The following is a 23,193-nucleotide window of genomic DNA, read 5'->3' as shown; positions in this document are numbered from 1 at the left end:
CCGGCACCTTCCACTTCTCGCACTTTCGACAAACTACCAAACCTGACTGCACAACTTGTCGCTATATTACCTTATTTGTCTTTTCATTGTCGAACTCCAATGGTAAGATAAACATGTATAGAAATGAGGATCGGGTTTTGTCGGAGGTGCTAGAGTTGGATGCTAACAAAAACAAAAGAGAACTGCTAATGGAAATCCCCACAAAAATGCTGAAACAAAATGAACAGACGATCGTCCATCAGGAGCAGCAGGGAGATTTCGTATATTACTCGGCTACGCGGTATAAGACTGATTGTGAGTTAAATGCAATCAGAGAAGAGATGATGCGCGGATACGTGGAAATGTCCCAAATCAATCTTGGAATTGCCGCTGAATGTCTGCATGCGGAATTCGAAGCCCAGCATACGGTGGAACGAATCGTAAGCGGAGGATGAAAAGTTGGCAATTAAACGCGGAGATGTCTTTTTTGCGGATTTGTCGCCTGTCGTAGGATCTGAACAAGGCGGCACTCGTCCCGTTCTCGTCATTCAGAACGATATCGGGAACCGGTTTAGCCCAACAGTGATTGTGGCGGCCATCACTGCCCAGATACAAAAAGCAAAGTTGCCGACACATGTCGAAATTGATGCGGCACGTCACGGATTCGAGCGGGATTCCGTAATCCTGCTCGAGCAAGTCCGCACACTCGACAAATCGAGGCTTACAGATAAAATTACTCACTTAGACCATCACGTCATGCAGAAAGTGGACGAAGCGCTGGAAGTCAGTTTCGGTCTCACTAACTTATAGGCATACATAGCAAAGAAATCCATTCTGTCCTCCGACGGAGTGGATTTTTTGTACAGAAAAGATGCTCAATATCCATTAATCCGTTATACTAGAGTACAAAGTTGTGTCGCGCTTTCACCATAAGGAGGAAAATACATTATTATGAACAGTAAAATGAGGATAGTAGTCAACGAACATATGGATGCCATCATAGAACAATGGATTGAACAAATGAAAGAAGAAAAGGGCGAGCGTTTCTTCCATTTCATGCCTCAGCACCTTGTTGAAAAGACAAGCCGTGAATTTACAGCATTAATGACCTCTAATATTAACGAGGGTGAAAACGCTGTGAACAATGAACGTTTGGACGACTTCACGGAGAAAGTGATTCGCTTCGGATGGTCTATCAAGTTCGTCAACAAAGCAATCGACAATTTTGCTTCCGTTGTATTTGAAATGCTGGAAGACGAAGAAGTGATCACAGAACAGAATCTTAGAATCTTTATGGGCGTTTTCACAGGGTGGATCAACCCTTTGCGAGAAAGCATCATAGAAGCTTATGCCATCAAATGGGAGCAGACTGATACGCTGCAAAAAGTAGCTTTACAAGAACTTTCCGCATCACTCATCCCCGTAGTGGACAAAGTATCCATTATGCCGCTGGTCGGGACCATCGATACTGAGCGTGCGAAGTTAATTATGGAAAATTTACTTGAAGGTGTGGTTCAGCAGCGAGCGGAAGTTGTATTGCTTGATATTACAGGAGTTCCTGTTGTCGATACAATGGTTGCTCATCACATCATCCAGGCTGCAGATGCCGTTAGGCTTGTGGGCGCGAAATGTATGTTAGTCGGAATTCGACCTGAAATTGCACAAACAATTGTTGCACTGGGCATTAACTTAAGTGATTTCACAACAACGAGCACACTGCGCAGAGGAATGCAGGAAGCATTAAGTCTTACTAACCGAGAAATAGTGGAGGTAGAGTAATATGAATGTCCGGATACCTATTTTAAAATTAGATGAAGTACTCATAGTTTCTATCCAATGGGAATTAGATGACCAGACAGCGATTCAATTTCAAGAAGATCTGCTCAACAAAATGCATGAAACAACTGCCAGGGGCGTCGTTATCGACTTGACCTCTATCGATTTTATTGACTCATTTATCGCAAAAGTGCTAGGTGACGTAATCAGTATGTCAAGTCTCATGGGAGCAAAAGTGGTCATTACAGGAATCCAGCCTGCCGTTGCAATTACATTAATTGAACTCGGCATCCGTCTGGAAAATGTAATGACAGCCCTGGATCTTGAAAACGGACTTACGAAGCTGCGAAAAGAATTGGAGGCCTGAATATGGACAATCGGTCTTCTGTAGAGATTTTCACGGAATGGGATATTGTTGCTGCACGACAGCTTGGTCGTAATGAAGCGAAAAACTCGGGGTTTGGAACAGTGGACCAAGCACGAATTACAACCGCGATTAGTGAGCTCGCACGTAATATTTATTTGTACGCTGGAAAAGGAAAGATAGAAATCGAACGGCTGTCGATTGATGGTATGAAAGGAATGACCATTATTGCATCAGATGAAGGGCCGGGAATTCCGGATCTGCGCAAAGTAATGGAAGATGGATTTTCAACATCGGGGGGACTTGGGGCAGGAATGCCTGGAGTAAAGCGTTTGATGGACGATTTCAAGGTCGAGTCAGAGGTTGGCAAGGGAACTACAATAACCGCAACAAAATGGCTACGATAAGGAGAGTAACAAATGCCGCACGAAGTTGGAAAGCAGTACTCGAAACTGCTACAGAAATATATAACTCATGAGGATGAAACCGATTTATATGCCGCACAGCAAGTCAGCCGGAAGTTTATCGAGAAGAAAATATCACCTGAAGATGTGATTAGTCTTCATAAAACGTCTGTGGAGCAAATTTTTCCTGATCTTGCTTCACGGATTGGTCCCTCTTATGATTTTTTAATAGAAGTAATGATCCACTATGGGCTTGCACTGATGGAGCATCAAAGCCTCGTGCGTAAACAAGAGGCGATGCAAATCGAAATGGATGTTGCCGTGAAAGTGCAAGACATGCTCCTGGAGACCACTGTACCTGAAGTGGATGGCCTGGACATCGGAATCGTGAGTAAGCCGGCGAAAAAGATGAGCGGGGATTATGTCTATTTTATCGAGCAAGGAAACGAGGAAGCTTGCGTTGCTGTAGCTGATGTAATGGGAAAAGGGCTACCCGCTGCACTTTGTATGTCAATGATTAAGTTTGGAATGGATAGCTTGCGCGAAAAGGCCACTGAGCCGCATCACGTATTAGAAGTCATTAACCAGATTGTCGAGAAAAGCATGGATGATTCCATGTTCATCTCTATGTTTTACGGAAAATATGCTCAAAGCACAAGCACATTTACATTTGGCTCCGCAGGTCACGAGCCTGCATTGCTCTATCGTGCTTCAGAGGATCGTTTTATAGAATTAGATGCCAAAGGGCTTCTGCTTGGAATTCGCAAAGACGTAGAATTTCAGCAGAAATCAGTAGAACTGGCTGAAGGTGATTTCATCGTTATAATGACGGATGGCGTTACTGAAGGCAGGAATGCTGAAGGGTTCATCGAAGAAGAGGTTATTTTGGATATGCTGCGGGATGTAAAGCGTTTACCGGCGCAGCAAATCGCAGATCACCTGTATACACAACTGTTTAAGATGCAAAATTACATGCTTCATGATGACTTTACACTTGTACTTTTCAAGAAAGATTAAAAAGATGTTTTGTTCACACGGAATTTGGGTAAACACAATTTTAGAGGTCTAATTTCAGTTTACAACAGAAAATATGGGGTGTGGATAAATGAATTTACAAGTTGATGTACAAGAGAAGGACTGTGTCCATGTATTTAAAATCATAGGGGAGATCGATGCATTTACTGCCCCTACATTAAAAGAACAACTCGAAAAGGTTGCGAATCAGCCTGAGTGTCAAGCTGTACTTGATTTTAAGGAAGTAAATTATATGGATAGTACCGGCCTGGGTGTTTTTGTAGCATTCTATAAGAAAGTGAAAGCTGTCAATGGCTCAGTTAAAATTGTCGGTTTGAACAAACGACTGAAGCGTCTATTTGAAATTACAGGTCTCGATGACGTGGTTGAGATTGAAATGGAAAGTGGGGACCCGAATGGCACCGTTTGATTACATTGAAATAAAAGTTCCTGCCAAACCGCAGTACGTTGGTGTAGCGAGGTTAACAATTTCAGGGCTGGCAAGCCGCCTTGGTTTTACATACGATGAAATTGAAGACTTGAAGATTGCATCTAGCGAAGCCATTACAAATGCCGTACGCCATGCTTACGATGAAGATGAAGAGGGTGAAATCATCGTAGGGTGTGCTTTGTATGAAGATAAGCTGGAAATTATGGTAGCTGACCATGGGCAGAGTTTCGATTTTGAAGAAACTAAAAAACAGGTTGGTCCTTATACAGAACAAGAGTCTGACGTTCAACTTTTACGCGAAGGAGGACTTGGACTCTATTTAATGGAAACGCTTATGGATGACGTAAAAGTCCATCATGAAGAAGGAGTCACTGTTTTCATGACCAAATACCTGGGCAGAGAGCGGGGCGAAGCGGATGTCAAGCAAACAGCCTACTCGTGATCCGCAAGTTCAGGAACAAGTTTTAGAATGGATTCGACGCTACCAGGAAAATGAGGATGATGAGGCACAAACTCATCTCGTCATGCATTATGAACGCCTTGTTCAGTCAATCGCACGCAAATATTCTAAAGGCAAGTCGTACCATGAAGACATTGCACAAGTTGGAATGCTAGGTCTGCTAGGAGCGATACGCCGATATGATCCTGAATTCGGCCGCAGTTTTGAAGCGTTCGCAGTGCCGACCATTATCGGGGAAATCAAACGATTCTTGCGCGATAAAACATGGGCAGTACATGTCCCTAGACGTATAAAAGAACTTGGACCGCGAATAAAAGCGACGGTTGAAACTCTTACTACGGAACTCCAGCGATCTCCTTTAGTAAGTGAAATTGCAGAGTACTTGGAAGTGGACGAGGAATCTGTATTAGAAGCGATGGAAATGGGCCGCAGTTATCAAGCGCTCTCTATGGATCATACGCTCGAAGCAGATTCTGAAGGCGGTACGGTCACGCTATTTGACATCATCGGAGCAAAAGATGACGGTTATGAAAAGACGGACCAGCGATTACTCGTTGCAAATGCGCTGGATGTATTGTCGGACCGAGAGAAACAGATTATCCAATATACATATATTGAACAACTTAGCCAGAAGGAGACCGGCGAACTTCTTGGCATCTCTCAAATGCATGTGTCCAGACTGCAGCGCAAAGCAATCAAAAAATTACAAGAAGCCATAGTCGCCGCGGGCGGTATCTCTTGATGGAAGCTTTTAAAAACGATCATATCGAGGCATATATTTATCAGCAGGCCAAAGGTGGAAATCGTGATTCTGGGGATGTGTACTTTCTCCACGCTGAAGAGGATTACTTTATATGTGCAATCGCAGACGGACTTGGCAGCGGAATCGTCGCACGCCAATCTGCAGAAGTCATGCCGCGTATATTAGAAGAGCATCATGCTGAATCGATTGAAGAATTACTGAGCCGCATTAATGAGCATATGGTGCAAAAACGCGGTGCAGCTGTAGCAATTGTAAAAGTTGACTATGTTAAAAAAACGATTCAGCATAGCTGTGTTGGGAATGTCAGATTATATATCCGGCAGCAAGACGGCAAAATGCTTTATCCGCTTCCCGTCATGGGGTACTTATCCGGTCGTCCTCAAAAAATGAAGACACAAGAGTATGCTTATCAAAATGGAGATCTGTTCTTCATGCATTCAGACGGTGTTGAACTTAGAAGTCCTAAATCTTATCTATGCCAAAGTGATGATCCGCTAGCGTTAGCTGAAACGGTGCGCGAAACGGTGAAACCTGGCGACGATGCGACGTTTATCGCAGGAACCCTGCTTCTATAACCTAGAAGTGGGGTTTTTTGTATGCACTTTCATGGTAAACTAAGATGTAATGAATGGGGGAATGGAAATGTCAGAACGAATTTTAGAAATGACCGCAAAACGTGCAGCACTTCCGTTGAAACAAACTAAACAAGTCATTGAATTATTGGATGAAGGCAATACAGTGCCATTTATTGCCCGGTATCGGAAAGAAGCAACCGGTTCGTTAGATGAAGTTCAAATTAAAGATATTGAAGATGCATATCAATACAGCAAAGGCTTGGAACAGCGTAAAGAGGAAGTTCTTCGTCTGATTGGTGAACAAGATAAGCTGACACCTGAATTGGAACAGCAGATTGCAGCAGCAGACGTCTTGCAGCGACTTGAAGACCTTTACCGTCCTTATAAACAAAAGCGCCGTACTCGGGCAATGATTGCGATTGAAAGAGGATTGAATGGGCTTGCTGACAAACTTCTGCAGTTTACAAATGATGCTGTTGAAGGTCTGGCCAAAGAGTTCATCAACCAAGAAAAAGAAGTGAATACAGTTGAGGATGCGTTGACTGGTGCGCAGGACATTATTGCAGAGCGTATTGCAGATGATGCTTCGTTGCGCGATAAAATCCGCAAAATCAGCTGGTCTAGAGGAACACTCATATCATCAAAGCGAAAAGACGCTGAAGATGAAAAGAGTATCTATGAAATGTATTACGAGTATGAAGAACCGTTGTCCAAGGTTGTTCCGCATCGTGTACTAGCTTTAAATCGCGGTGAAAAGGAAGACGTACTCCGTGTTACTGTCGGATTCCCTGCAGATAGAATTATTGGGGATCTGGAAAGAGGCGTCATTAAACGAGAATCTTCTCCGGCTGCACAGTATGTTAAAGAAGCATTGGAAGATTCGTTCAAGCGTTTAATCGCTCCTTCTGTGGAACGGGAAATCCGTGCTTCCTTATCAGAGAAAGCAGAAGCGCAGGCAATTCATGTGTTTGCGGAAAACTTGAAAAGCCTATTGCTTCAGCCGCCGCTGAAAGGACGGATGGTACTTGGAGTCGATCCGGCTTTTCGGACAGGCTGTAAGTTAGCGGTAATCGATGAGACTGGAAAAAATCTTGAAATCTCAGTCATTTACCCGCACCCGCCAAAACCTCAAAAAGAGGCTTCTAAACAGACTGTCTTACAATTGCTGAAGAAATACGATATTAAACTAATTGCGATTGGGAATGGGACGGCGTCCAGGGAAACTGAAAAGTTCATCGCAGAAACGATTAAAGAAGTAGATTCAGATGTAGCATATGTCATTGTTAATGAAGCAGGGGCAAGTGTTTACTCTGCATCTGCGCAAGCGCGATCTGAATTCCCGGACTTGCAAGTAGAACAAAGAAGTGCGATTTCGATTGCGCGAAGACTTCAAGACCCGCTGTCAGAGCTAGTGAAAATTGATCCTGAATCGATAGGGGTTGGGCAATATCAACATGACGTGGCAAAGAAGCAACTGGCAGAGTCTCTTTCATTTGTCGTTGAAACCGCAGTTAACCGTGTCGGTGTAAACGTTAATACCGCATCCGCATCGCTATTACAATATGTCGCAGGGCTTTCTAAAACAGTTGCTGAAAATATTGTCAAGAAGCGTGAAGAAGACGGCCAATTTGAAAAGAGAACACAGTTAAAGAAAATACCTCGATTGGGCGCAAAAACCTATGAACAGGCAATCGGATTTTTACGAGTTCCGAATGCGAAGGAATTATTCGATGGAACAGGCATTCACCCAGAGAGTTATTCACTTGCTGAAGAGATTTTAAGAGAAGCAGGAATTTCTAAGAAACAAATTGGATCTGCAGAAGCGGTTGCTGCACTCGATGCTTTAAATAGTACAGAATTAGCAAACAAACTGGATGTTGGAACAGTGACTGTTAATGATGTGATTGAAACGCTGAAGCGGCCGAATCGAGATCCGCGTGATGAATACCCGCAGCCTCTCCTGAAAGCAGATGTCCTTGATATGAAAGACCTTCATGAAGGCATGGAAATGCAAGGGACTGTTCGGAATGTTGTAGACTTTGGAGCATTTGTCGATATTGGTGTGCATGAAGATGGTCTCGTTCATATATCTAAGTTAAAAAGAGGATTTGTAAAGCATCCATTAGATGTTGTGGCATCAGGGGACATCGTAACGGTTTGGGTAGAATCTGTGGATAAAGCAAAAGGCAGAATTGCCTTGACGATGCTGACGTCTGCCCGGAAATGACAGTGAAGGGGACGATTCTTTCAGTTGAAGACTTGCAAGCACTTACTGAAAGTCTATCTCTTCAGTGGTTTCAAAAACCATTTCTTCATGATGCCGTTTACAACAGCCGTCTTCAAACGACTGGCGGGAGGTATATGCTTTCGGATCACTCCATACAGGTGAATCCAAGAGTTGAACAGATATATGGATTGGAAGAATTGGCAGGCGTCTTGAAACATGAGTTGTGTCATTATCATCTTCATATAGAAGGTAAAGGATATAAGCACGGTGATCGTGATTTTAAAGACCTTCTGCTAAAGACAAAGTCACCAAGATATTGCAAACCACTGAAGGACCGTGAAACTTCTACTAGGAAGATCCGTATATACATTTGCACAAATTGTGGGCTTCAATATAATCGGAAACGACGAGTAGACACAAAACGATTTCGATGCGGGAAGTGTCACGGCAGCCTTAAAGAAGCGTAATAGTGCTAGCTTTTCAAAACGTTCAACCCTAGTTATATCAAGGGGTTGAACGTTTTTTAAAAAACTTTCAAGAAAACTGTTGACGAATAGTGAAAGACTGTCTATAATAATAAAAGTCGACAAGAAACAACGACAGCAAACGACAAAGCAATACATTATAGATGGCCCCTTGGTCAAGCGGTTAAGACACCGCCCTTTCACGGCGGTAACACGGGTTCGAATCCCGTAGGGGTCACCATGTTCTTTCACTTAATAATAATGGGGTATAGCCAAGCGGTAAGGCAACGGACTTTGACTCCGTCACTCGTTGGTTCGAATCCAGCTACCCCAGCCAAGTTTTTCAAACGATGTTTGAAAAACTTAGCGCGAGACATTGCAAGTTGTTTGGAGTTACTCTAAACACTATCTAATCTCGAAATTGTACGAGCCATTAGCTCAGTTGGTAGAGCATCTGACTTTTAATCAGAGGGTCGCAGGTTCGAATCCTGCATGGCTCACCATTTACTACTTAAATTATTTTTCCGAAACTTAAGTGTTGACAAACTTTACTTATCATGTATAATAGAGGATGTCGCAAAAATAATAAATAAGCGGTAGTGGCGGAATGGCAGACGCGCTAGGTTGAGGGCCTAGTGGGTGAATAACCCGTGGAGGTTCAAGTCCTCTTTACCGCACCAAACACATTTCAAATCTCAGCGAGCGCCCGTAGCTCAATTGGATAGAGCGTCTGACTACGGATCAGAAGGTTGTGGATTCGACTTCTGCCGGGCGCGCCATAATATAATAATAATATCGCGGGTGTAGTTTAGTGGTAAAACCTCAGCCTTCCAAGCTGATGATGAGGGTTCGATTCCCTTCACCCGCTCCATAATTTTTAACCATATGAACCTTGAAAACTGAACAGCAAAATGTCAACGAATTATCGTTTGGGAAGCCGGTTCTGCCGGTGGAACAAACACAACAGATCTTAATCGATCTGATAGACATCTTAAATGATGCCAGTACGAATTGAGCAATCAATTCTCATGCTGGCTGGCGAGATGTAGTGCAGTGCTAGGAAGCGATCGAGCGAAGAAGGGAGCGTACTTTGGTACGTGACCGACTGAGAGAGTGAAGCTGACAACGTAATGTGCTGCAGATCGACTGCCAGTTTTATGGAGAGTTTGATCCTGGCTCAGGACGAACGCTGGCGGCATGCCTAATACATGCAAGTCGAGCGAATCAATTGGAGCTTGCTCCTTTTGATTAGCGGCGGACGGGTGAGTAACACGTGGGCAACCTGCCCTGCAGATGGGGATAACTCCGGGAAACCGGGGCTAATACCGAATAATCAGTTCCTTCGCATGAAGGAACTCTGAAAGACGGTTTCGGCTGTCACTGCAGGATGGGCCCGCGGCGCATTAGCTAGTTGGTGGGGTAATGGCCTACCAAGGCAACGATGCGTAGCCGACCTGAGAGGGTGATCGGCCACACTGGGACTGAGACACGGCCCAGACTCCTACGGGAGGCAGCAGTAGGGAATCTTCCACAATGGACGAAAGTCTGATGGAGCAATGCCGCGTGAGTGAAGAAGGTTTTCGGATCGTAAAGCTCTGTTGCGAGGGAAGAACACGTACGGGAGTAACTGCCCGTACCTTGACGGTACCTCGTCAGAAAGCCACGGCTAACTACGTGCCAGCAGCCGCGGTAATACGTAGGTGGCAAGCGTTGTCCGGAATTATTGGGCGTAAAGCGCGCGCAGGCGGTCCTTTAAGTCTGATGTGAAAGCCCACGGCTCAACCGTGGAGGGTCATTGGAAACTGGGGGACTTGAGTACAGAAGAGGAAAGCGGAATTCCACGTGTAGCGGTGAAATGCGTAGAGATGTGGAGGAACACCAGTGGCGAAGGCGGCTTTCTGGTCTGTAACTGACGCTGAGGCGCGAAAGCGTGGGGAGCAAACAGGATTAGATACCCTGGTAGTCCACGCCGTAAACGATGAGTGCTAAGTGTTAGGGGGTTTCCGCCCCTTAGTGCTGCAGCTAACGCATTAAGCACTCCGCCTGGGGAGTACGGCCGCAAGGCTGAAACTCAAAGGAATTGACGGGGACCCGCACAAGCGGTGGAGCATGTGGTTTAATTCGAAGCAACGCGAAGAACCTTACCAGGTCTTGACATCCCACTGACCGGCATGGAGACATGTCTTTCCCTTCGGGGACAGTGGTGACAGGTGGTGCATGGTTGTCGTCAGCTCGTGTCGTGAGATGTTGGGTTAAGTCCCGCAACGAGCGCAACCCTTAATCTTAGTTGCCATCATTCAGTTGGGCACTCTAAGGTGACTGCCGGTGACAAACCGGAGGAAGGTGGGGATGACGTCAAATCATCATGCCCCTTATGACCTGGGCTACACACGTGCTACAATGGACGGTACAGAGGGCTGCAAACCCGCGAGGGGGAGCCAATCCCAGAAAACCGTTCCCAGTTCGGATTGTAGGCTGCAACTCGCCTGCATGAAGCCGGAATCGCTAGTAATCGTGGATCAGCATGCCACGGTGAATACGTTCCCGGGTCTTGTACACACCGCCCGTCACACCACGAGAGTTTGTAACACCCGAAGTCGGTGGGGTAACCCTTAGGGGAGCTAGCCGCCGAAGGTGGGACAGATGATTGGGGTGAAGTCGTAACAAGGTAGCCGTATCGGAAGGTGCGGCTGGATCACCTCCTTTCTAAGGATATATGTCAGTGGAACATCCTCGTGATGATGAAGCTGCACATTCGGAAAAGAACCTTTGGTTCTTACGTTGACATTTTGCGTTCAGTTTTGAAGGTTCATCAAAAAGCGGAGACGACCGTTTTGATGCGACAAGCATAAGACAGATCGACGAAGTGGCGATTTTTGCCACGTAGACGAGTTGGCTTATGATCTCGAGCATCAGGGAGTCGGAGCTGGATTATGATGAATATCTTCAAACTTGTTCATTGAAAACTGGATAAAACAACATTGAAGCAACAAATCAAGACAATCAACCGAGTCGGACACTATTTATAGTGAGCCGAACAGCGATTCTTTTGTTCTTTCTTCTCAATCATCGCTGATTGAAAGAAGAACGTTAACTTTTTGGTTAAGTTAGAAAGGGCGCACGGCGGATGCCTTGGCACTAGGAGCCTAAGAAGGACGGCACTAACACCGATATGCTTCGGGGAGCTGTAAGTAAGCTGTGATCCGAAGATTTCCGAATGGGGAAACCCACCATCTTTAATAGGATGGTACGTATTTGTAAATACATAGCAAATACGAGGCAGACCCGGAGAACTGAAACATCTAAGTATCCGGAGGAAGAGAAAGAAAAATCGATTCCCTGAGTAGCGGCGAGCGAAACGGGAAAAGCCCAAACCAGGAAGCTTGCTTCCTGGGGTTGTAGGACACTCTATACGGAGTTACAAAAGGATGAGTTAGGCGAAGCGACCTGGAAAGGTCCGCCAGAGTGGGTAAAAGCCCCGTAACCGAAAATTCATCCCCTCCAGAGTGGATCCTGAGTACGGCGGAACACGTGAAATTCCGTCGGAATCCGGGAGGACCATCTCCCAAGGCTAAATACTCCCTAGTGACCGATAGTGAACCAGTACCGTGAGGGAAAGGTGAAAAGCACCCCGGAAGGGGAGTGAAATAGATCCTGAAACCGTGTGCCTACAAGTTGTCAGAGCCCGTTAATGGGTGATGGCGTGCCTTTTGTAGAATGAACCGGCGAGTTACGATTCCATGCGAGGTTAAGCAGAGAATGCGGAGCCGCAGCGAAAGCGAGTCTGAATAGGGCGAATGAGTATGGGGTCGTAGACCCGAAACCAGGTGATCTACCCATGTCCAGGGTGAAGGTGAGGTAACACTTACTGGAGGCCCGAACCCACGTACGTTGAAAAGTGCGGGGATGAGGTGTGGGTAGCGGTGAAATTCCAATCGAACCTGGAGATAGCTGGTTCTCTCCGAAATAGCTTTAGGGCTAGCCTCAAACGTTAGAATCTCGGAGGTAGAGCACTGTTTGGACTAGGGGCCCATCCCGGGTTACCGAATTCAGACAAACTCCGAATGCCGATGATTTATGTTTGGGAGTCAGACTATGGGTGATAAGGTCCATAGTCGAGAGGGAAACAGCCCAGACCGCCAGTTAAGGTCCCAAAGTATTCGTTAAGTGGAAAAGGATGTGGCGCTGCCCAGACAACCAGGATGTTGGCTTAGAAGCAGCCATCATTTAAAGAGTGCGTAATAGCTCACTGGTCGAGTGGCGCTGCGCCGAAAATGTATCGGGGCTAAACGAATCACCGAAACTGCGGATTGACACCTTTGGTGTCAGTGGTAGGAGAGCGTTCCAAGGGCGTTGAAGCTGGACCGGAAGGACTGGTGGAGCGCTTGGAAGTGAGAATGCCGGTATGAGTAGCGAAAGAAGGGTGAGAATCCCTTCCACCGAATGCCCAAGGTTTCCTGAGGAAGGCTCGTCCACTCAGGGTCAGTCGGGACCTAAGTCGAGGCCGATAGGCGTAGACGATGGACAACAGGTTGATATTCCTGTACTACCTCCCCACCGTTTGAGTGATGGGGTGACGCAGAAGGATAGGGTGAGCGCGCTGTTGGTCATGCGCGTCTAAGCAGTGAGGTGTGAAACGAGGCAAATCCCGTTTCTCTAACATTGAGCTGTGATGGCAAGGGGTGTATACCCTGGAGTCCCTGATTTCACACTGCCAAGAAAAGCCTCTAACGAGGTGGGAGGTACCCGTACCGCAAACCAACACAGGTAGGCGAGGAGAGAATCCTAAGGTGATCGAGAGAACTCTCGTTAAGGAACTCGGCAAAATGACCCCGTAACTTCGGGAGAAGGGGTGCTCTGGTAGGGTGTATAGCCCGAGAGAGCCGCAGTGAATAGGCCCAGGCGACTGTTTAGCAAAAACACAGGTCTCTGCAAAACCGTAAGGTGACGTATAGGGGCTGACGCCTGCCCGGTGCTGGAAGGTTAAGAGGAGAGGTTAGCGCAAGCGAAGCTTCGAATTGAAGCCCCAGTAAACGGCGGCCGTAACTATAACGGTCCTAAGGTAGCGAAATTCCTTGTCGGGTAAGTTCCGACCCGCACGAAAGGCGTAACGATCTGGGCACTGTCTCAACGAGAGACTCGGTGAAATTATAATATGCGTGAAGATGCGCATTACCCGCGACAGGACGGAAAGACCCCGTGGAGCTTTACTGTAGCCTGATATTGAATTCCGGTGCAGCCTGTACAGGATAGGTAGGAGCCTGAGAGACCGGAGCGCTAGCTTCGGAGGAGGCAATGGTGGGATACTACCCTGGCTGTATTGGACTTCTAACCCTTGCCCGTGATCCGGGCAGGAGACAGTGTCAGGCGGACAGTTTGACTGGGGCGGTCGCCTCCTAAAGAGTAACGGAGGCGCCCAAAGGTTCCCTCAGAATGGTTGGACATCATTCGCAGAGTGCAAAGGCATAAGGGAGCTTGACTGCGAGACCTACAAGTCGAGCAGGGTCGAAAGACGGGCTTAGTGATCCGGTGGTTCCGCATGGAAGGGCCATCGCTCAACGGATAAAAGCTACCCCGGGGATAACAGGCTTATCTCCCCCAAGAGTCCACATCGACGGGGAGGTTTGGCACCTCGATGTCGGCTCATCGCATCCTGGGGCTGTAGTCGGTCCCAAGGGTTGGGCTGTTCGCCCATTAAAGCGGTACGCGAGCTGGGTTCAGAACGTCGTGAGACAGTTCGGTCCCTATCCGTCGCGGGCGCAGGAAATTTGAGAGGAGCTGTCCTTAGTACGAGAGGACCGGGATGGACACACCTCTGGTGTACCAGTTGTCTTGCCAAAGGCATCGCTGGGTAGCTATGTGTGGACGGGATAAATGCTGAAAGCATCTAAGCATGAAGCCCCCCTCGAGATGAGATTTCCCATTACGCAAGTAAGTAAGATCCCTCAAAGATGATGAGGTGGATAGGTCTGGTGTGGAAGCATGGCGACATGTGGAGCTGACAGATACTAATAGATCGAGGACTTTCCCAAATATAAGTTAAAGAATCGCGTGATTGTTTTGAGTTTCAATGTTGGTTTTATCCAGTTTTGAATGAACAAAAGTTCATACTAAAAAGTCTTGCTTATACATAATGATTGTTGTATAATGATTAAGGTCTTAAAAAACTAGTTTGATTGTCTGGTAATGATGGCGAAGAGGTCACACCCGTTCCCATACCGAACACGGAAGTTAAGTTCTTCAGCGCCGATGGTAGTAGGGGGCTTCCCCCTGTGAGAGTAGGACGTTGCCAGGCAGTTTCATCTAATTAATTGGTCCCGTGGTGTAGTGGTTAACATGCCTGCCTGTCACGCAGGAGATCGCCGGTTCGACCCCGGTCGGGACCGCCATTTAATTTAAACTTACAAACCGATTTGGGGATTTTCCCTGAGTCGGTTTTTTTATGGTCTTTATGCGTACCGTGTGCGGTTCTGCGCAATTTCCGGTACACTAAGTACATCACTTGAAAAGGATCGGATTATCTTATGAAGAAACACATACATGTCACCTCGATTGCGGAAACCGTGCAACTTGCAGAACAATTAGCCAAACTTCTTTCACCGCCTGACGTCGTTACACTCGAAGGTGACTTGGGCGCCGGGAAAACGACATTTACTCAAGCCCTCGCTAAAGGGCTTGGGGTGAGTCGCACGGTCAGCAGCCCGACCTTCACAATTATTAAGCAATATGAAGGAATCTATCCGCTCAACCATTTAGATGTCTACCGCTTAGAAAATAGCGATGAAGATCTAGGATGGGATGAATTATTTTATGGGGATGCCATTTCAATCGTGGAGTGGGCCCAATTTATTGAAGACGAGTTACCAGATCACCGCTTGGCAATCCGTATTATACGGACAGGCGATACGGAACGAATGATTGAACTTGAACCGGCAGGAAGTCATTTTATAAAGATTTGTGAGGCGATTACTCAATGATATGGTTAGGAATTGATACAGCGAATTCACCTCTATCTGTTGCGCTCGTAGAAGACGGCCGGATTTTGTGTGAGCAAACTTCGACGTTTGCACGTACTCATTCTATTCAGGCGATGCCAGCGATTGAACGTTTGTTATATGAAGCGAATCTTCGGCCTTCCGATTTGGAGGCTATTGCCGTTTCCGAAGGTCCGGGTTCTTATACAGGTGTCCGAATCGGTGTAACACTCGCTAAAACTCTTGCATGGACGCTGAAGATTCCATTAGTCGGCGTTTCCAGTTTGGAAGTCATCGCGGCGAATGCAATTCCATTTGAAGGCGTTATCTGCCCGTTGTTTGATGCGCGGAGAGAAAATGTCTATTGCGGTCTTTATCAGTCAAAGGGGGATCGATTGCATCGCATTTGGGAAGACCGTCACGGGACTCTCGAACAGTTCTTAGAGGACGTTGCTTTTATCAAGCAGCCTGTTTTGTTTATAGGGGCAGATGTAGAGATTCATAAAACAAAAATCAGTGCAACGCTTGGAGACCAAGCTGTATTTGCACCATTTCCACAACAACTTCCACGTGCATCGCAATTAATCAGTCTTGCAGAGCAACGCATACCTGCTTCAGACGTTCATCAGTTTGTTCCGAATTATCGTCGAATTCCAGAAGCTGAAGCAAATTGGATTAAAGAGCAAAAACAGGTGAAGTCCCATGATTGACTCAATTGTATATCGTCAAATGGCAGCAAAAGATATTGAAGACGTTGTGGCAACTGAAACCGAAGTTTTTACAACACCATGGTCTGCAGAAGTGTTTGCCCATGAACTGACGGGCAACGATTATGCAACCTATATTGTCGCTGAATGTGAGAATGAAGTGATTGGCCACGTAGGGATGTGGGTCATCCTTGATGAATGTCATATTACCAATGTAGCTGTCCGGAAACATCGTCAGGGATTAGGTATTGGGGAAGCGTTAATGCGCCAAGCAATGGAGCTTTGCCGAAATAATGGCGTGACAGCTATGTCACTTGAAGTCCGGGTGAGCAATGAGACAGCTAAGAATTTGTATCGCAAGCTAGGTTTTCAAGAAGGTGGAATTCGGAAAAACTATTATTCTGACGACCATGAAGATGCGCTCGTCATGTGGGTGGAGTTATGATGAAAAGAGACGTTTATATTTTAGGGATTGAAACGAGTTGCGATGAAACTGCAGCATCCATCGTGAAGAATGGAAATGAGATCATTTCCAACGTTGTTGCTTCGCAAATTGAAAGTCAAAAGCGCTTCGGCGGGGTCGTACCTGAAATTGCTTCCCGGCATCATGTAGAGGAAATTACACTCGTCATCGAGAAAGCGCTCGATGATGCAGGATTGGCTCCAAGTCAGTTAAATGCTGTAGCTGTCACGGAAGGACCAGGACTTGTCGGGGCTCTTCTAATTGGAATCAATGCAGCAAAAGCATTTGCATTCGCAAACGCGCTGCCGATTATCGGAGTACATCATATCGCAGGGCATATTTATGCGAATCAGCTCGTCCAGCCGATGGAATTCCCGCTCCTTGCACTGATTGTTTCTGGAGGACATACGGAAATGGTAATTATGCGGGAGCATGGATCATTTGAGCTCATTGGCGAGACGAGAGACGATGCTGCAGGTGAAGCGTATGATAAAGTGGCGCGTGTGTTGGGACTGCCATATCCGGGAGGCCCTCACGTTGATAAGCTGGCACTTGCGAGTGAGTCCGCAGTAGAGTTTCCAAGAGCTTGGCTGGAAGCAGACTCTTATGACTTCAGTTTTAGCGGATTGAAATCATCCGTCATTAACTATAAGCATAACTTGGAACAGCGTGGCGGTATACTGGATGCTGAGGCTGTTGCCGCAGGTTTCCAGCAGAGTGTAGTTGAAGTTCTGACAGTGAAAGCAGTAAGAGCCGCTAAAGAATATGACGTGAAGCAAGTAATTGCAGCAGGCGGTGTTTCAGCGAATAGAGGGCTTAGAAATTCATTAGAGTCGACGTTCGCCAAAGAGCATATCCCATTCAGTGTTCCGCCTATTGCGCTGTGCACAGATAATGCAGCAATGATTGCGGCTGCAGGCACACAGATGTATTTAAGTAACGTGCGGGGAGATCTATCGATGAACGGAAGACCTGGCATGCAGCTCGTATCATGGAACCAATAATAGTAACATGGAATTCGTCAAATTCAGACGATTTCCATGTTTTTTTGATACTCAGCGAATTTGGTTTGTCAATAGAGAACATTCGTACTTATGCACAATTTGTGGATAACATGTGTATAAGATGGTGTGTAGTTGATAAGTTAGGATGTGCACTTGGATAACTTTGTGGATTAAAAAGATGTTTTATGTGGACAACGTGGATAACTTTGTGAATAGTGATAAAACCGGGATTGTTAGTGTGGACAAGTTTGTGGAAAACAAGTTTAGACCGATGTCGAATTGAGGTGGACATCTGTTGACTGGTGACGGATTTTATAGTCTAATGCGGAACGCTTCTTTCATTGGAAGACACCACAGCTTTAGCACAAGAAAAAGCAGCGGAGATTTCCGCTGCTTCACGAGAAGTTAAACAGTTTCCAGTTCTTCTTGCATCATCAGCCAATCTTCAGCGTGCGTATCGTGGGTCTCTTGAAGGGAATCGATACTTGCTTGTAATTCCATGAGTTTCACATGATCATCCGCGTACTCGGGCTTAATCAGTTCTTCTTGAAGGGACGCAATTTGCTCATCCAGCTCAGCCATCTTCAATTCAGTTTGTTCAATTGCACGTTTCAAACGGCGTTCCGCCTTTTGACGTTCTTTATCCACTTCCTGAGGACGGCTTTTAATAACAGCTGTGGATTGTTTTGCAGCGAGAGATTCGGCAAGAAGCTCAGCTTGCTCTGTTTTCTTTTCGACAAAATAATCATAGTCCCCTAAGTACTCTACAGCTCCGTTTTCGCTTAAATCGAAGACTTTAGTTGCAATCCGATTAATAAAATAGCGGTCATGCGAAACAAAGAGGATGGTTCCAGGGAAGTCGTCCAATGCATTCTCAAGTACTTCTTTGCTATCAAGATCTAAATGGTTCGTCGGCTCATCCAGTACGAGTGTATTGGACTTCTCAAGCATGAGCTTTGCCAGGGAAAGGCGGGCTTTTTCACCGCCTGAAAGAGATTGAACAGGCTTGCCGACATCATCTCCTGTAAAGAGGAAGCGTCCCAGCAGCGTTCGAATATCTTTTTCGTTCATAAGTGGCCAGTCATCCCAGATTTCTTGCAGCACAGTACCGGAACCAACAAGCGTTGCCTGGTTTTGGTCATAATAGCCGAACTGTACATGAGTACCGTACCGAATATCTCCAGCTAGCAGCTCTTGGCGTTTGACGATGGTTTTCAATAACGTGGATTTGCCGACACCGTTCGGACCCAGGATGGCTATGCGGTCCTGTTTATAGACACGCATGTCAATATTCGTTGAGACAGGCTTCCCATCATACCCTACGGAAGCCTTTTCCACAGCAAGTACATCATTTCCGCTTGGACGGTCGATTGTGAATGAGAAGTTGGCGGACTTTTCATCCCCGTCAGGAGCGTCCATCCAGTCTGTCCGCTCCAATTGCTTGCGGCGGCTTTTCGCCATTTTACTTGTGGATGCACGAGCGATATTCTTTTGGATGAAATCTTCGAGCTTCGCTTTTTCACTCGATTCTTTTTCGAACATCTTACGGTCTTTCTCATAGTTCTTTGCTTTCTCGTCCAAATACGCACTGTAATTGCCTGTAAAGCGCGAGACTTTGCGTCGTGAGACCTCATATACTAATGTCACTACTTGGTCGAGGAAGTATCTATCGTGCGACACGATTAGCAGAGCCCCTTCATAGGACTTCAAATAGTTTTCTAACCAGCCAAGTGTTTCGATGTCCAGATGGTTCGTCGGTTCATCTAAAATCAGCAAATCAGGTTTGCTTAACAGCATTTTGGCTAAAGCAAGGCGTGTCTTCTGTCCGCCTGATAGTAAATCAACAGGCTTTTCATAGTCAGCGGGATAAAACCGCATTCCGTGCAATATGGAGCGGGTATCCGATTCGTACTGATAGCCACCGAGATCTTTGAACTCGACTTGAAGAGAATCATATTCGCCCATTACACGTTCTGAAGCTGCGGGGTCTCCATAGACATCTGGATCTGCCATTTGTGCTTCCAATCCGCGCAGCCGGCGTTCCATGGCTTGGAGCGGTTCGAAGACTGTCATCATTTCGTCCCACACAGATAGTTCTGTTTCGAGGCCGCTATGCTGTTCGAGATACCCGATGCGGATTCCTTTAGGGACAATAATGTCGCCAGTGTCTGCAGCAGATTCCCCGGCAATGATTTTAAGTAATGTGGATTTACCCGCGCCGTTACGGCCAACGAGCGCTACGCGATCACGATGCTGCACTTCTAATTTTACATTCTCCAATATATCAGTGCCTGAAAACGACTTCGTTACACCGTTCACTTGCAAGATTATCATCGTTTCACCTCTATTTTCATTCTACTTCAGTTTACTGGAATGGGGAGAAGGGTGCAATCACCGGCTTTACAACAGCACGCTTCTCCTGTACGATAGAAGCGATTCGATACAGCAGCAGGAGGTTTACGATGGCTGAAGAAACGGTTAAAATCCCCCAGGCAACGTCCAAACGCTTGCCGTTGTACTATCGGTTCTTACAAAATTTCGCGAATAGCGGGAAGAAACGGGTTTCTTCAAGCGAACTGAGCGAGGCGATGAAGATCGATGCAGCGACGATACGTCGTGATTTTTCGCACTTCGGTGCACTCGGCCGTAAAGGCTATGGTTACGATGTAGATTACCTCGTCAGCTTTTTTAGAAAAACACTCGACCAAGATGAAGCCACGGATGTCGCGCTAATCGGTGTGGGCAGTCTTGGACATGCATTCATGAAATACAATTTCCATAAGAATCATAATACACGCATCGTCATAGCGTTTGATCCTAAAGCGCCCCATGACGGCAAAATCATCTCGGATATACCTGTTTATCATCCAGATATGATTGAAGAAAAGTTAACGGAACTCGGAATTGACCTTGTCATTTTAACGGTGCCTTCCCGTGCTGCTCAGCAATTAACGGATCGGCTCGCGGCTGTAGGTGTTAAAGGGATTCTCAATTTCACAACAATCCGGCTAACCGTTCCACCATCGATTCGGGTCCATACAATCGACTTGTCTGTTGAACTGCAATCTCTTATTTACTTCATAAAAAATGACGTAAAAGATTCACAATTATAGGGTTGCACGAATAGTCATTTCGTGTGATATGGTGTAGAATAGACATATTCAAAGGGAGGTGTCCGGAATGTCACCAGGTATTGGAAGTCTGCTTATTATTGCTGTCATTGCCCTTCTCATTTTCGGACCGAAAAAGTTGCCTGAAATCGGCAAAGCATTCGGTTCTTCACTGCGCGAATTTAAAAACGCGACTAAAGGTCTTGTAGAAGACGACGACGCGAAAACAGATGTTAAAAAAGTGGAAGATAAGAAAGAAGTGCAATAAGTTAGGATGTCTGTCTAATGGAAGAACGTACGCTAACCATTATTGAGCATATAGAAGAAATTCGAAAACGGCTGATTACGATCGTCGTTTTCTTTGCAGTTTCAGTCATTGGCGGTTTTTTACTAGCGAAACCGCTCATTAAGTTTTTGCAGTCAAATGGACCGGCAGCGGATTTACCGCTAAACGCGTTTAACGTAATCGATCCGATTGCCATTTACTTAAAAGTGGTTGTGTTCATCGGAATCATTATTATTTTGCCAATTATCATGTACCAATTTTGGGCGTTCGTTTCCCCCGGCTTGCTGGATACGGAACGACGAGTGACGCTCAGTTATATTCCTTTTGCGTTTGTCTTGTTCCTCTCAGGAATCGCGTTTTCTTATTTTGTATTGTTGCCGTATGTCATCAAATTCATGGAGACGTTATCGGCAGATTTAGGAATTACGCAGACAATCGGCATTAATCAGTACTTTTCGTTCTTATTCCAGATTTTACTGCCGTTCGGATTCGTGTTCCAGCTTCCTGTAGTTCTACTGTTCTTGTCAAGACTCGGGTTCTTGAATCCTAATGTGCTGTCGAAGTTCCGTAAAGTCGCTTACTTCATATTGTTCGTCATTGCGGCGTTCATTACGCCTCCTGATTTAGTGTCACACTTGTTCGTGACGGTTCCGCTGTTCTTGCTGTATGAGGTGAGTATCATCATTGCTCGCGTCGGCTATAAAAAGTTCTTGAAGGCGGAAGAGAAACGGCGTGTGGAAGAAGAAGAGGCGGAACGGCTGCGGTTGTTTGCAGAGGCTAAGGCTGAGCAGCAGCGGCAGATTGACGAAGTGAATGCACGGATGAATCATCAAGATTGATCAATTGAAAAAGACTTGCTGACCGGGAAACGGTCTGGCAAGTCTTTTTTTGTTTGTCGTCTGAACATCTCCTATTAAAAGAAATGGAAGAAGGTGATAATGGATTGCTGGAGTTTTTGGAGCTCCAGTATTTTGTCATGATTGAGCATGACAATCATGACGAACCCATTCATCAGCATGTGCGAGATCATAGGGGTCCAGATGCGTTTGGATCGGTAGTAGACGTAAGAGAATACAAGTCCGGGCATTAGGTATGTCAGGATGTGCTCGAGTTCGTTATGAACGGCAGCAAAGATCAAAGCACTTACAATCGTCGCAATCCAGAAGTTTGTTTTTGTATAGATACCGCCGAATAGCACGCGGCGGAAGACGGTTTCTTCTAAAATTGGAGCGAACAGGACGATACAGATGATTAAAATCGGAGCGACAGCAGCAATTTCCGTGAGTTGTGCAGTACTCGCTGAACCTTCTGTAATGCCGATTGCTCTTTCAATGTATCCCGCAATCATTTGACCGCCCAGTGCCAAGAAGAAACCGAGAATTCCCCAAACAACGGATTTCCAAATCGATTCTTTCTTTCCTTTAAAGACGGTCCAAAACTTCTTATCGGATTGGGTAACGAGGAAAATCGCAATAATCGCGAGAATGTTCGTGACGAACAAGCCCCACGCAAATCCATTATATTTTGCAGCTTGCAGCTCGTAGCCATTGGCGGTGAAGAATGCAATCATCCCTTTAGAAATCGGGAGACTGGCAAACTGCATCGCAATGTATAAAAGAAGGATGATCAAATAGAGCATCCATGGTTTCATCGTTTTTTGCTTCACAGGAATCGATCCTTTCCATCTAAGTATTCATAAGTGTATCGGTTTTAGAAAAGAAGCGCAAAGAGTAAGTAAAAGTGATTTGTTTTACTTGCAATTCATTCGTCGATTTATTATGATATGTAGTGTATTAGCACTCCTGTTTAGTGAGTGCTAAAAAATAGAAGAACCGTTAGAGGAGGGTGTTTCATTTGTTGAAACCATTAGGTGATCGTATTGTAATTGAACTAATCGAAGTGGAAGAGAAAACGTCAAGCGGCATCGTATTGCCAGATTCCGCAAAAGAAAAGCCTCAAGAGGGTAAAGTCATTGCAGTCGGTACAGGCCGAGTTCTCGAAAACGGCCAGCGCGTCGAGCTTGAAGTAAAAGAAGGCGACCGCATCATCTTCTCAAAATATGCAGGTACTGAAGTTAAATATGAAGGTAATGACTACTTAATTTTACGTGAGAGCGACATTCTAGCAACTATCTAAGGGTGTGCATCACTTTGACAATCAAACCAAAAACAG

The 23,193-nt window shown here is 45.9% G+C and carries 22 protein-coding genes, 7 tRNA genes and 3 rRNA genes; 30 read left to right on the top strand and 2 right to left on the bottom strand.

Translation table 11 applies throughout. From position 1 onward, the window contains the following. The first annotated feature begins 146 nt into the window (after positions 1 to 146). From PGH26_RS13865 to tsaD, 26 genes are all read left to right on the top strand, one after another. Positions 147 to 434 carry a transcriptional regulator gene (locus tag PGH26_RS13865; protein WP_431312547.1) on the top strand — a complete coding sequence of 96 codons (288 nt, stop codon included), beginning with the start codon at positions 147 to 149 and terminating at the stop codon, positions 432 to 434. A 4-nt stretch (positions 435 to 438) separates the two neighbouring features. Continuing rightward, positions 439 to 789 carry a type II toxin-antitoxin system PemK/MazF family toxin gene (locus tag PGH26_RS13860; protein ID WP_323691629.1) on the top strand — a complete coding sequence of 117 codons (351 nt, stop codon included), beginning with the start codon at positions 439 to 441 and terminating at the stop codon, positions 787 to 789. Between the two features lie 141 nt (positions 790 to 930). Continuing rightward, positions 931 to 1,758, top strand: a complete 828-nt coding sequence (locus PGH26_RS13855; protein ID WP_323691628.1) for an RsbT co-antagonist protein RsbRA — start codon at positions 931 to 933, stop codon at positions 1,756 to 1,758. Between the two features lies 1 nt (position 1,759). Further along, positions 1,760 to 2,122, top strand: a complete 363-nt coding sequence (locus PGH26_RS13850) for an STAS domain-containing protein (RefSeq protein WP_040285620.1) — start codon at positions 1,760 to 1,762, stop codon at positions 2,120 to 2,122. Between the two features lie 2 nt (positions 2,123 to 2,124). Next, positions 2,125 to 2,526 (top strand): anti-sigma regulatory factor, encoded by a 402-nt coding sequence (locus PGH26_RS13845; protein WP_323691627.1) that lies wholly within the window; start codon positions 2,125 to 2,127, stop codon positions 2,524 to 2,526. 12 nt (positions 2,527 to 2,538) lie between these two features. After that, on the top strand, positions 2,539 to 3,540 hold the full coding sequence (locus PGH26_RS13840) for a PP2C family protein-serine/threonine phosphatase (protein WP_323691626.1): 1,002 nt from the start codon (positions 2,539 to 2,541) through the stop codon (positions 3,538 to 3,540). An 88-nt stretch (positions 3,541 to 3,628) separates the two neighbouring features. Next, on the top strand, positions 3,629 to 3,967 hold the full coding sequence (locus tag PGH26_RS13835; RefSeq protein ID WP_323691625.1) for an STAS domain-containing protein: 339 nt from the start codon (positions 3,629 to 3,631) through the stop codon (positions 3,965 to 3,967). Then, entirely contained in the window at positions 3,954 to 4,430 is a 477-nt protein-coding gene (gene rsbW, locus PGH26_RS13830) for an anti-sigma B factor RsbW (protein ID WP_323691624.1), read from the top strand. The genes PGH26_RS13835 and rsbW overlap by 14 nt, the downstream gene beginning before the upstream one ends. Beyond that, positions 4,405 to 5,190: an RNA polymerase sigma factor SigB gene (sigB, locus tag PGH26_RS13825; RefSeq protein ID WP_323691623.1), complete on the top strand. Its 786-nt coding sequence runs from the start codon at positions 4,405 to 4,407 to the stop codon at positions 5,188 to 5,190. Before rsbW ends, sigB begins: the two co-directional genes overlap by 26 nt. Next, positions 5,190 to 5,786 carry a PP2C family serine/threonine-protein phosphatase gene (locus PGH26_RS13820; protein ID WP_323691622.1) on the top strand — a complete coding sequence of 199 codons (597 nt, stop codon included), beginning with the start codon at positions 5,190 to 5,192 and terminating at the stop codon, positions 5,784 to 5,786. The genes sigB and PGH26_RS13820 overlap by 1 nt, the downstream gene beginning before the upstream one ends. Before the next feature lie 67 nt (positions 5,787 to 5,853). Beyond that, positions 5,854 to 8,013: a Tex family protein gene (locus tag PGH26_RS13815; protein WP_431312500.1), complete on the top strand. Its 2,160-nt coding sequence runs from the start codon at positions 5,854 to 5,856 to the stop codon at positions 8,011 to 8,013. Next, entirely contained in the window at positions 8,010 to 8,480 is a 471-nt protein-coding gene (locus PGH26_RS13810; RefSeq protein ID WP_323691620.1) for a SprT family protein, read from the top strand. Before PGH26_RS13815 ends, PGH26_RS13810 begins: the two co-directional genes overlap by 4 nt. A gap of 163 nt (positions 8,481 to 8,643) precedes the next feature. Further along, positions 8,644 to 8,718 (top strand) — tRNA-Glu (locus tag PGH26_RS13805). Positions 8,719 to 8,739: 21 nt separating this feature from the next. After that, positions 8,740 to 8,814 (top strand) — tRNA-Gln (locus tag PGH26_RS13800). A 90-nt stretch (positions 8,815 to 8,904) separates the two neighbouring features. After that, a tRNA-Lys gene (locus PGH26_RS13795) sits at positions 8,905 to 8,980 on the top strand. 90 nt (positions 8,981 to 9,070) lie between these two features. Next, positions 9,071 to 9,157, top strand: a tRNA-Leu gene (locus PGH26_RS13790). A gap of 22 nt (positions 9,158 to 9,179) precedes the next feature. Beyond that, positions 9,180 to 9,256, top strand: a tRNA-Arg gene (locus PGH26_RS13785). Positions 9,257 to 9,274: 18 nt separating this feature from the next. Then, positions 9,275 to 9,348, top strand: a tRNA-Gly gene (locus PGH26_RS13780). Between the two features lie 283 nt (positions 9,349 to 9,631). Further along, positions 9,632 to 11,183: ribosomal RNA gene (locus PGH26_RS13775) — 16S ribosomal RNA — on the top strand. Between the two features lie 394 nt (positions 11,184 to 11,577). After that, positions 11,578 to 14,509: ribosomal RNA gene (locus PGH26_RS13770) — 23S ribosomal RNA — on the top strand. A 147-nt stretch (positions 14,510 to 14,656) separates the two neighbouring features. Further along, positions 14,657 to 14,772: ribosomal RNA gene (rrf, locus tag PGH26_RS13765) — 5S ribosomal RNA — on the top strand. The 16S, 23S and 5S rRNA genes sit together here with 7 tRNA genes alongside, the layout of an rRNA operon. Before the next feature lie 18 nt (positions 14,773 to 14,790). Next, positions 14,791 to 14,866: transfer RNA gene (locus tag PGH26_RS13760), tRNA-Asp, on the top strand. 135 nt (positions 14,867 to 15,001) lie between these two features. Beyond that, positions 15,002 to 15,454 (top strand): tRNA (adenosine(37)-N6)-threonylcarbamoyltransferase complex ATPase subunit type 1 TsaE, encoded by a 453-nt coding sequence (gene tsaE / locus PGH26_RS13755; protein WP_323691619.1) that lies wholly within the window; start codon positions 15,002 to 15,004, stop codon positions 15,452 to 15,454. Continuing rightward, entirely contained in the window at positions 15,451 to 16,161 is a 711-nt protein-coding gene (gene tsaB, locus PGH26_RS13750) for a tRNA (adenosine(37)-N6)-threonylcarbamoyltransferase complex dimerization subunit type 1 TsaB (RefSeq protein ID WP_323691618.1), read from the top strand. Before tsaE ends, tsaB begins: the two co-directional genes overlap by 4 nt. Next, positions 16,154 to 16,603: a ribosomal protein S18-alanine N-acetyltransferase gene (rimI, locus tag PGH26_RS13745; protein ID WP_323691617.1), complete on the top strand. Its 450-nt coding sequence runs from the start codon at positions 16,154 to 16,156 to the stop codon at positions 16,601 to 16,603. The genes tsaB and rimI overlap by 8 nt, the downstream gene beginning before the upstream one ends. Then, positions 16,603 to 17,625, top strand: a complete 1,023-nt coding sequence (gene tsaD / locus PGH26_RS13740; protein ID WP_323691616.1) for a tRNA (adenosine(37)-N6)-threonylcarbamoyltransferase complex transferase subunit TsaD — start codon at positions 16,603 to 16,605, stop codon at positions 17,623 to 17,625. Before rimI ends, tsaD begins: the two co-directional genes overlap by 1 nt. 405 nt (positions 17,626 to 18,030) lie before the next feature. On the opposite strand, the gene PGH26_RS13735 is transcribed toward tsaD, so the two are convergent. After that, positions 18,031 to 19,959 (bottom strand): ABC-F family ATP-binding cassette domain-containing protein, encoded by a 1,929-nt coding sequence (locus PGH26_RS13735; protein WP_323691615.1) that lies wholly within the window; start codon positions 19,957 to 19,959, stop codon positions 18,031 to 18,033. 128 nt (positions 19,960 to 20,087) lie between these two features. Here PGH26_RS13735 and PGH26_RS13730 point away from each other — a divergent pair, with 128 nt between their 5' ends. The 3 genes from PGH26_RS13730 (at position 20,088) to tatC (ending at position 21,860) form a co-directional block, all read left to right on the top strand. Beyond that, positions 20,088 to 20,738 carry a redox-sensing transcriptional repressor Rex gene (locus PGH26_RS13730; protein ID WP_323691614.1) on the top strand — a complete coding sequence of 217 codons (651 nt, stop codon included), beginning with the start codon at positions 20,088 to 20,090 and terminating at the stop codon, positions 20,736 to 20,738. A gap of 67 nt (positions 20,739 to 20,805) precedes the next feature. Further along, positions 20,806 to 21,003 carry a twin-arginine translocase TatA/TatE family subunit gene (locus PGH26_RS13725; protein WP_039043679.1) on the top strand — a complete coding sequence of 66 codons (198 nt, stop codon included), beginning with the start codon at positions 20,806 to 20,808 and terminating at the stop codon, positions 21,001 to 21,003. 17 nt (positions 21,004 to 21,020) lie between these two features. Further along, a complete protein-coding gene (gene tatC / locus PGH26_RS13720; RefSeq protein ID WP_323691613.1) occupies positions 21,021 to 21,860 on the top strand; it encodes a twin-arginine translocase subunit TatC in 840 nt (279 codons plus the stop codon). Positions 21,861 to 21,934: 74 nt separating this feature from the next. Here tatC and PGH26_RS13715 read toward each other — a convergent pair whose 3' ends face one another. Then, positions 21,935 to 22,687, bottom strand: coding sequence for a CPBP family intramembrane glutamic endopeptidase (locus PGH26_RS13715; RefSeq protein ID WP_323691612.1), 753 nt, complete (start codon positions 22,685 to 22,687; stop codon positions 21,935 to 21,937). A 188-nt stretch (positions 22,688 to 22,875) separates the two neighbouring features. Here PGH26_RS13715 and groES point away from each other — a divergent pair, with 188 nt between their 5' ends. Then, positions 22,876 to 23,157: a co-chaperone GroES gene (groES, locus tag PGH26_RS13710; protein WP_025782799.1), complete on the top strand. Its 282-nt coding sequence runs from the start codon at positions 22,876 to 22,878 to the stop codon at positions 23,155 to 23,157. The last annotated feature ends 36 nt before the right edge of the window (positions 23,158 to 23,193 follow it).

The organism is Sporosarcina jeotgali (assembly GCF_033304595.1).
Lineage (GTDB): Bacteria > Bacillota > Bacilli > Bacillales_A > Planococcaceae > Sporosarcina > Sporosarcina jeotgali.
Note: the sequence above shows the minus strand (reverse complement) of the source record. Positions and strands in the feature narration are given on the sequence as shown.

Coding starts and splice junctions, on each gene's coding strand:
- PGH26_RS13835 (WP_323691625.1), top strand. CDS start 3,629: ATGAATTTACAAGTTGATGTACAAGAGAAGGACTGTGTCCATGTATTT.
- PGH26_RS13820 (WP_323691622.1), top strand. CDS start 5,190: ATGGAAGCTTTTAAAAACGATCATATCGAGGCATATATTTATCAGCAG.
- PGH26_RS13840 (WP_323691626.1), top strand. CDS start 2,539: ATGCCGCACGAAGTTGGAAAGCAGTACTCGAAACTGCTACAGAAATAT.
- rsbW (WP_323691624.1), top strand. CDS start 3,954: ATGGCACCGTTTGATTACATTGAAATAAAAGTTCCTGCCAAACCGCAG.
- PGH26_RS13730 (WP_323691614.1), top strand. CDS start 20,088: ATGGCTGAAGAAACGGTTAAAATCCCCCAGGCAACGTCCAAACGCTTG.
- tatC (WP_323691613.1), top strand. CDS start 21,021: ATGGAAGAACGTACGCTAACCATTATTGAGCATATAGAAGAAATTCGA.
- PGH26_RS13815 (WP_431312500.1), top strand. CDS start 5,854: ATGTCAGAACGAATTTTAGAAATGACCGCAAAACGTGCAGCACTTCCG.
- PGH26_RS13850 (WP_040285620.1), top strand. CDS start 1,760: ATGAATGTCCGGATACCTATTTTAAAATTAGATGAAGTACTCATAGTT.
- tsaD (WP_323691616.1), top strand. CDS start 16,603: ATGAAAAGAGACGTTTATATTTTAGGGATTGAAACGAGTTGCGATGAA.
- PGH26_RS13725 (WP_039043679.1), top strand. CDS start 20,806: ATGTCACCAGGTATTGGAAGTCTGCTTATTATTGCTGTCATTGCCCTT.
- PGH26_RS13810 (WP_323691620.1), top strand. CDS start 8,010: ATGACAGTGAAGGGGACGATTCTTTCAGTTGAAGACTTGCAAGCACTT.
- tsaE (WP_323691619.1), top strand. CDS start 15,002: ATGAAGAAACACATACATGTCACCTCGATTGCGGAAACCGTGCAACTT.
- sigB (WP_323691623.1), top strand. CDS start 4,405: ATGTCAAGCAAACAGCCTACTCGTGATCCGCAAGTTCAGGAACAAGTT.
- PGH26_RS13845 (WP_323691627.1), top strand. CDS start 2,125: ATGGACAATCGGTCTTCTGTAGAGATTTTCACGGAATGGGATATTGTT.
- PGH26_RS13735 (WP_323691615.1), bottom strand. CDS start 19,959: ATGATAATCTTGCAAGTGAACGGTGTAACGAAGTCGTTTTCAGGCACT.
- rimI (WP_323691617.1), top strand. CDS start 16,154: ATGATTGACTCAATTGTATATCGTCAAATGGCAGCAAAAGATATTGAA.
- PGH26_RS13855 (WP_323691628.1), top strand. CDS start 931: ATGAACAGTAAAATGAGGATAGTAGTCAACGAACATATGGATGCCATC.
- tsaB (WP_323691618.1), top strand. CDS start 15,451: ATGATATGGTTAGGAATTGATACAGCGAATTCACCTCTATCTGTTGCG.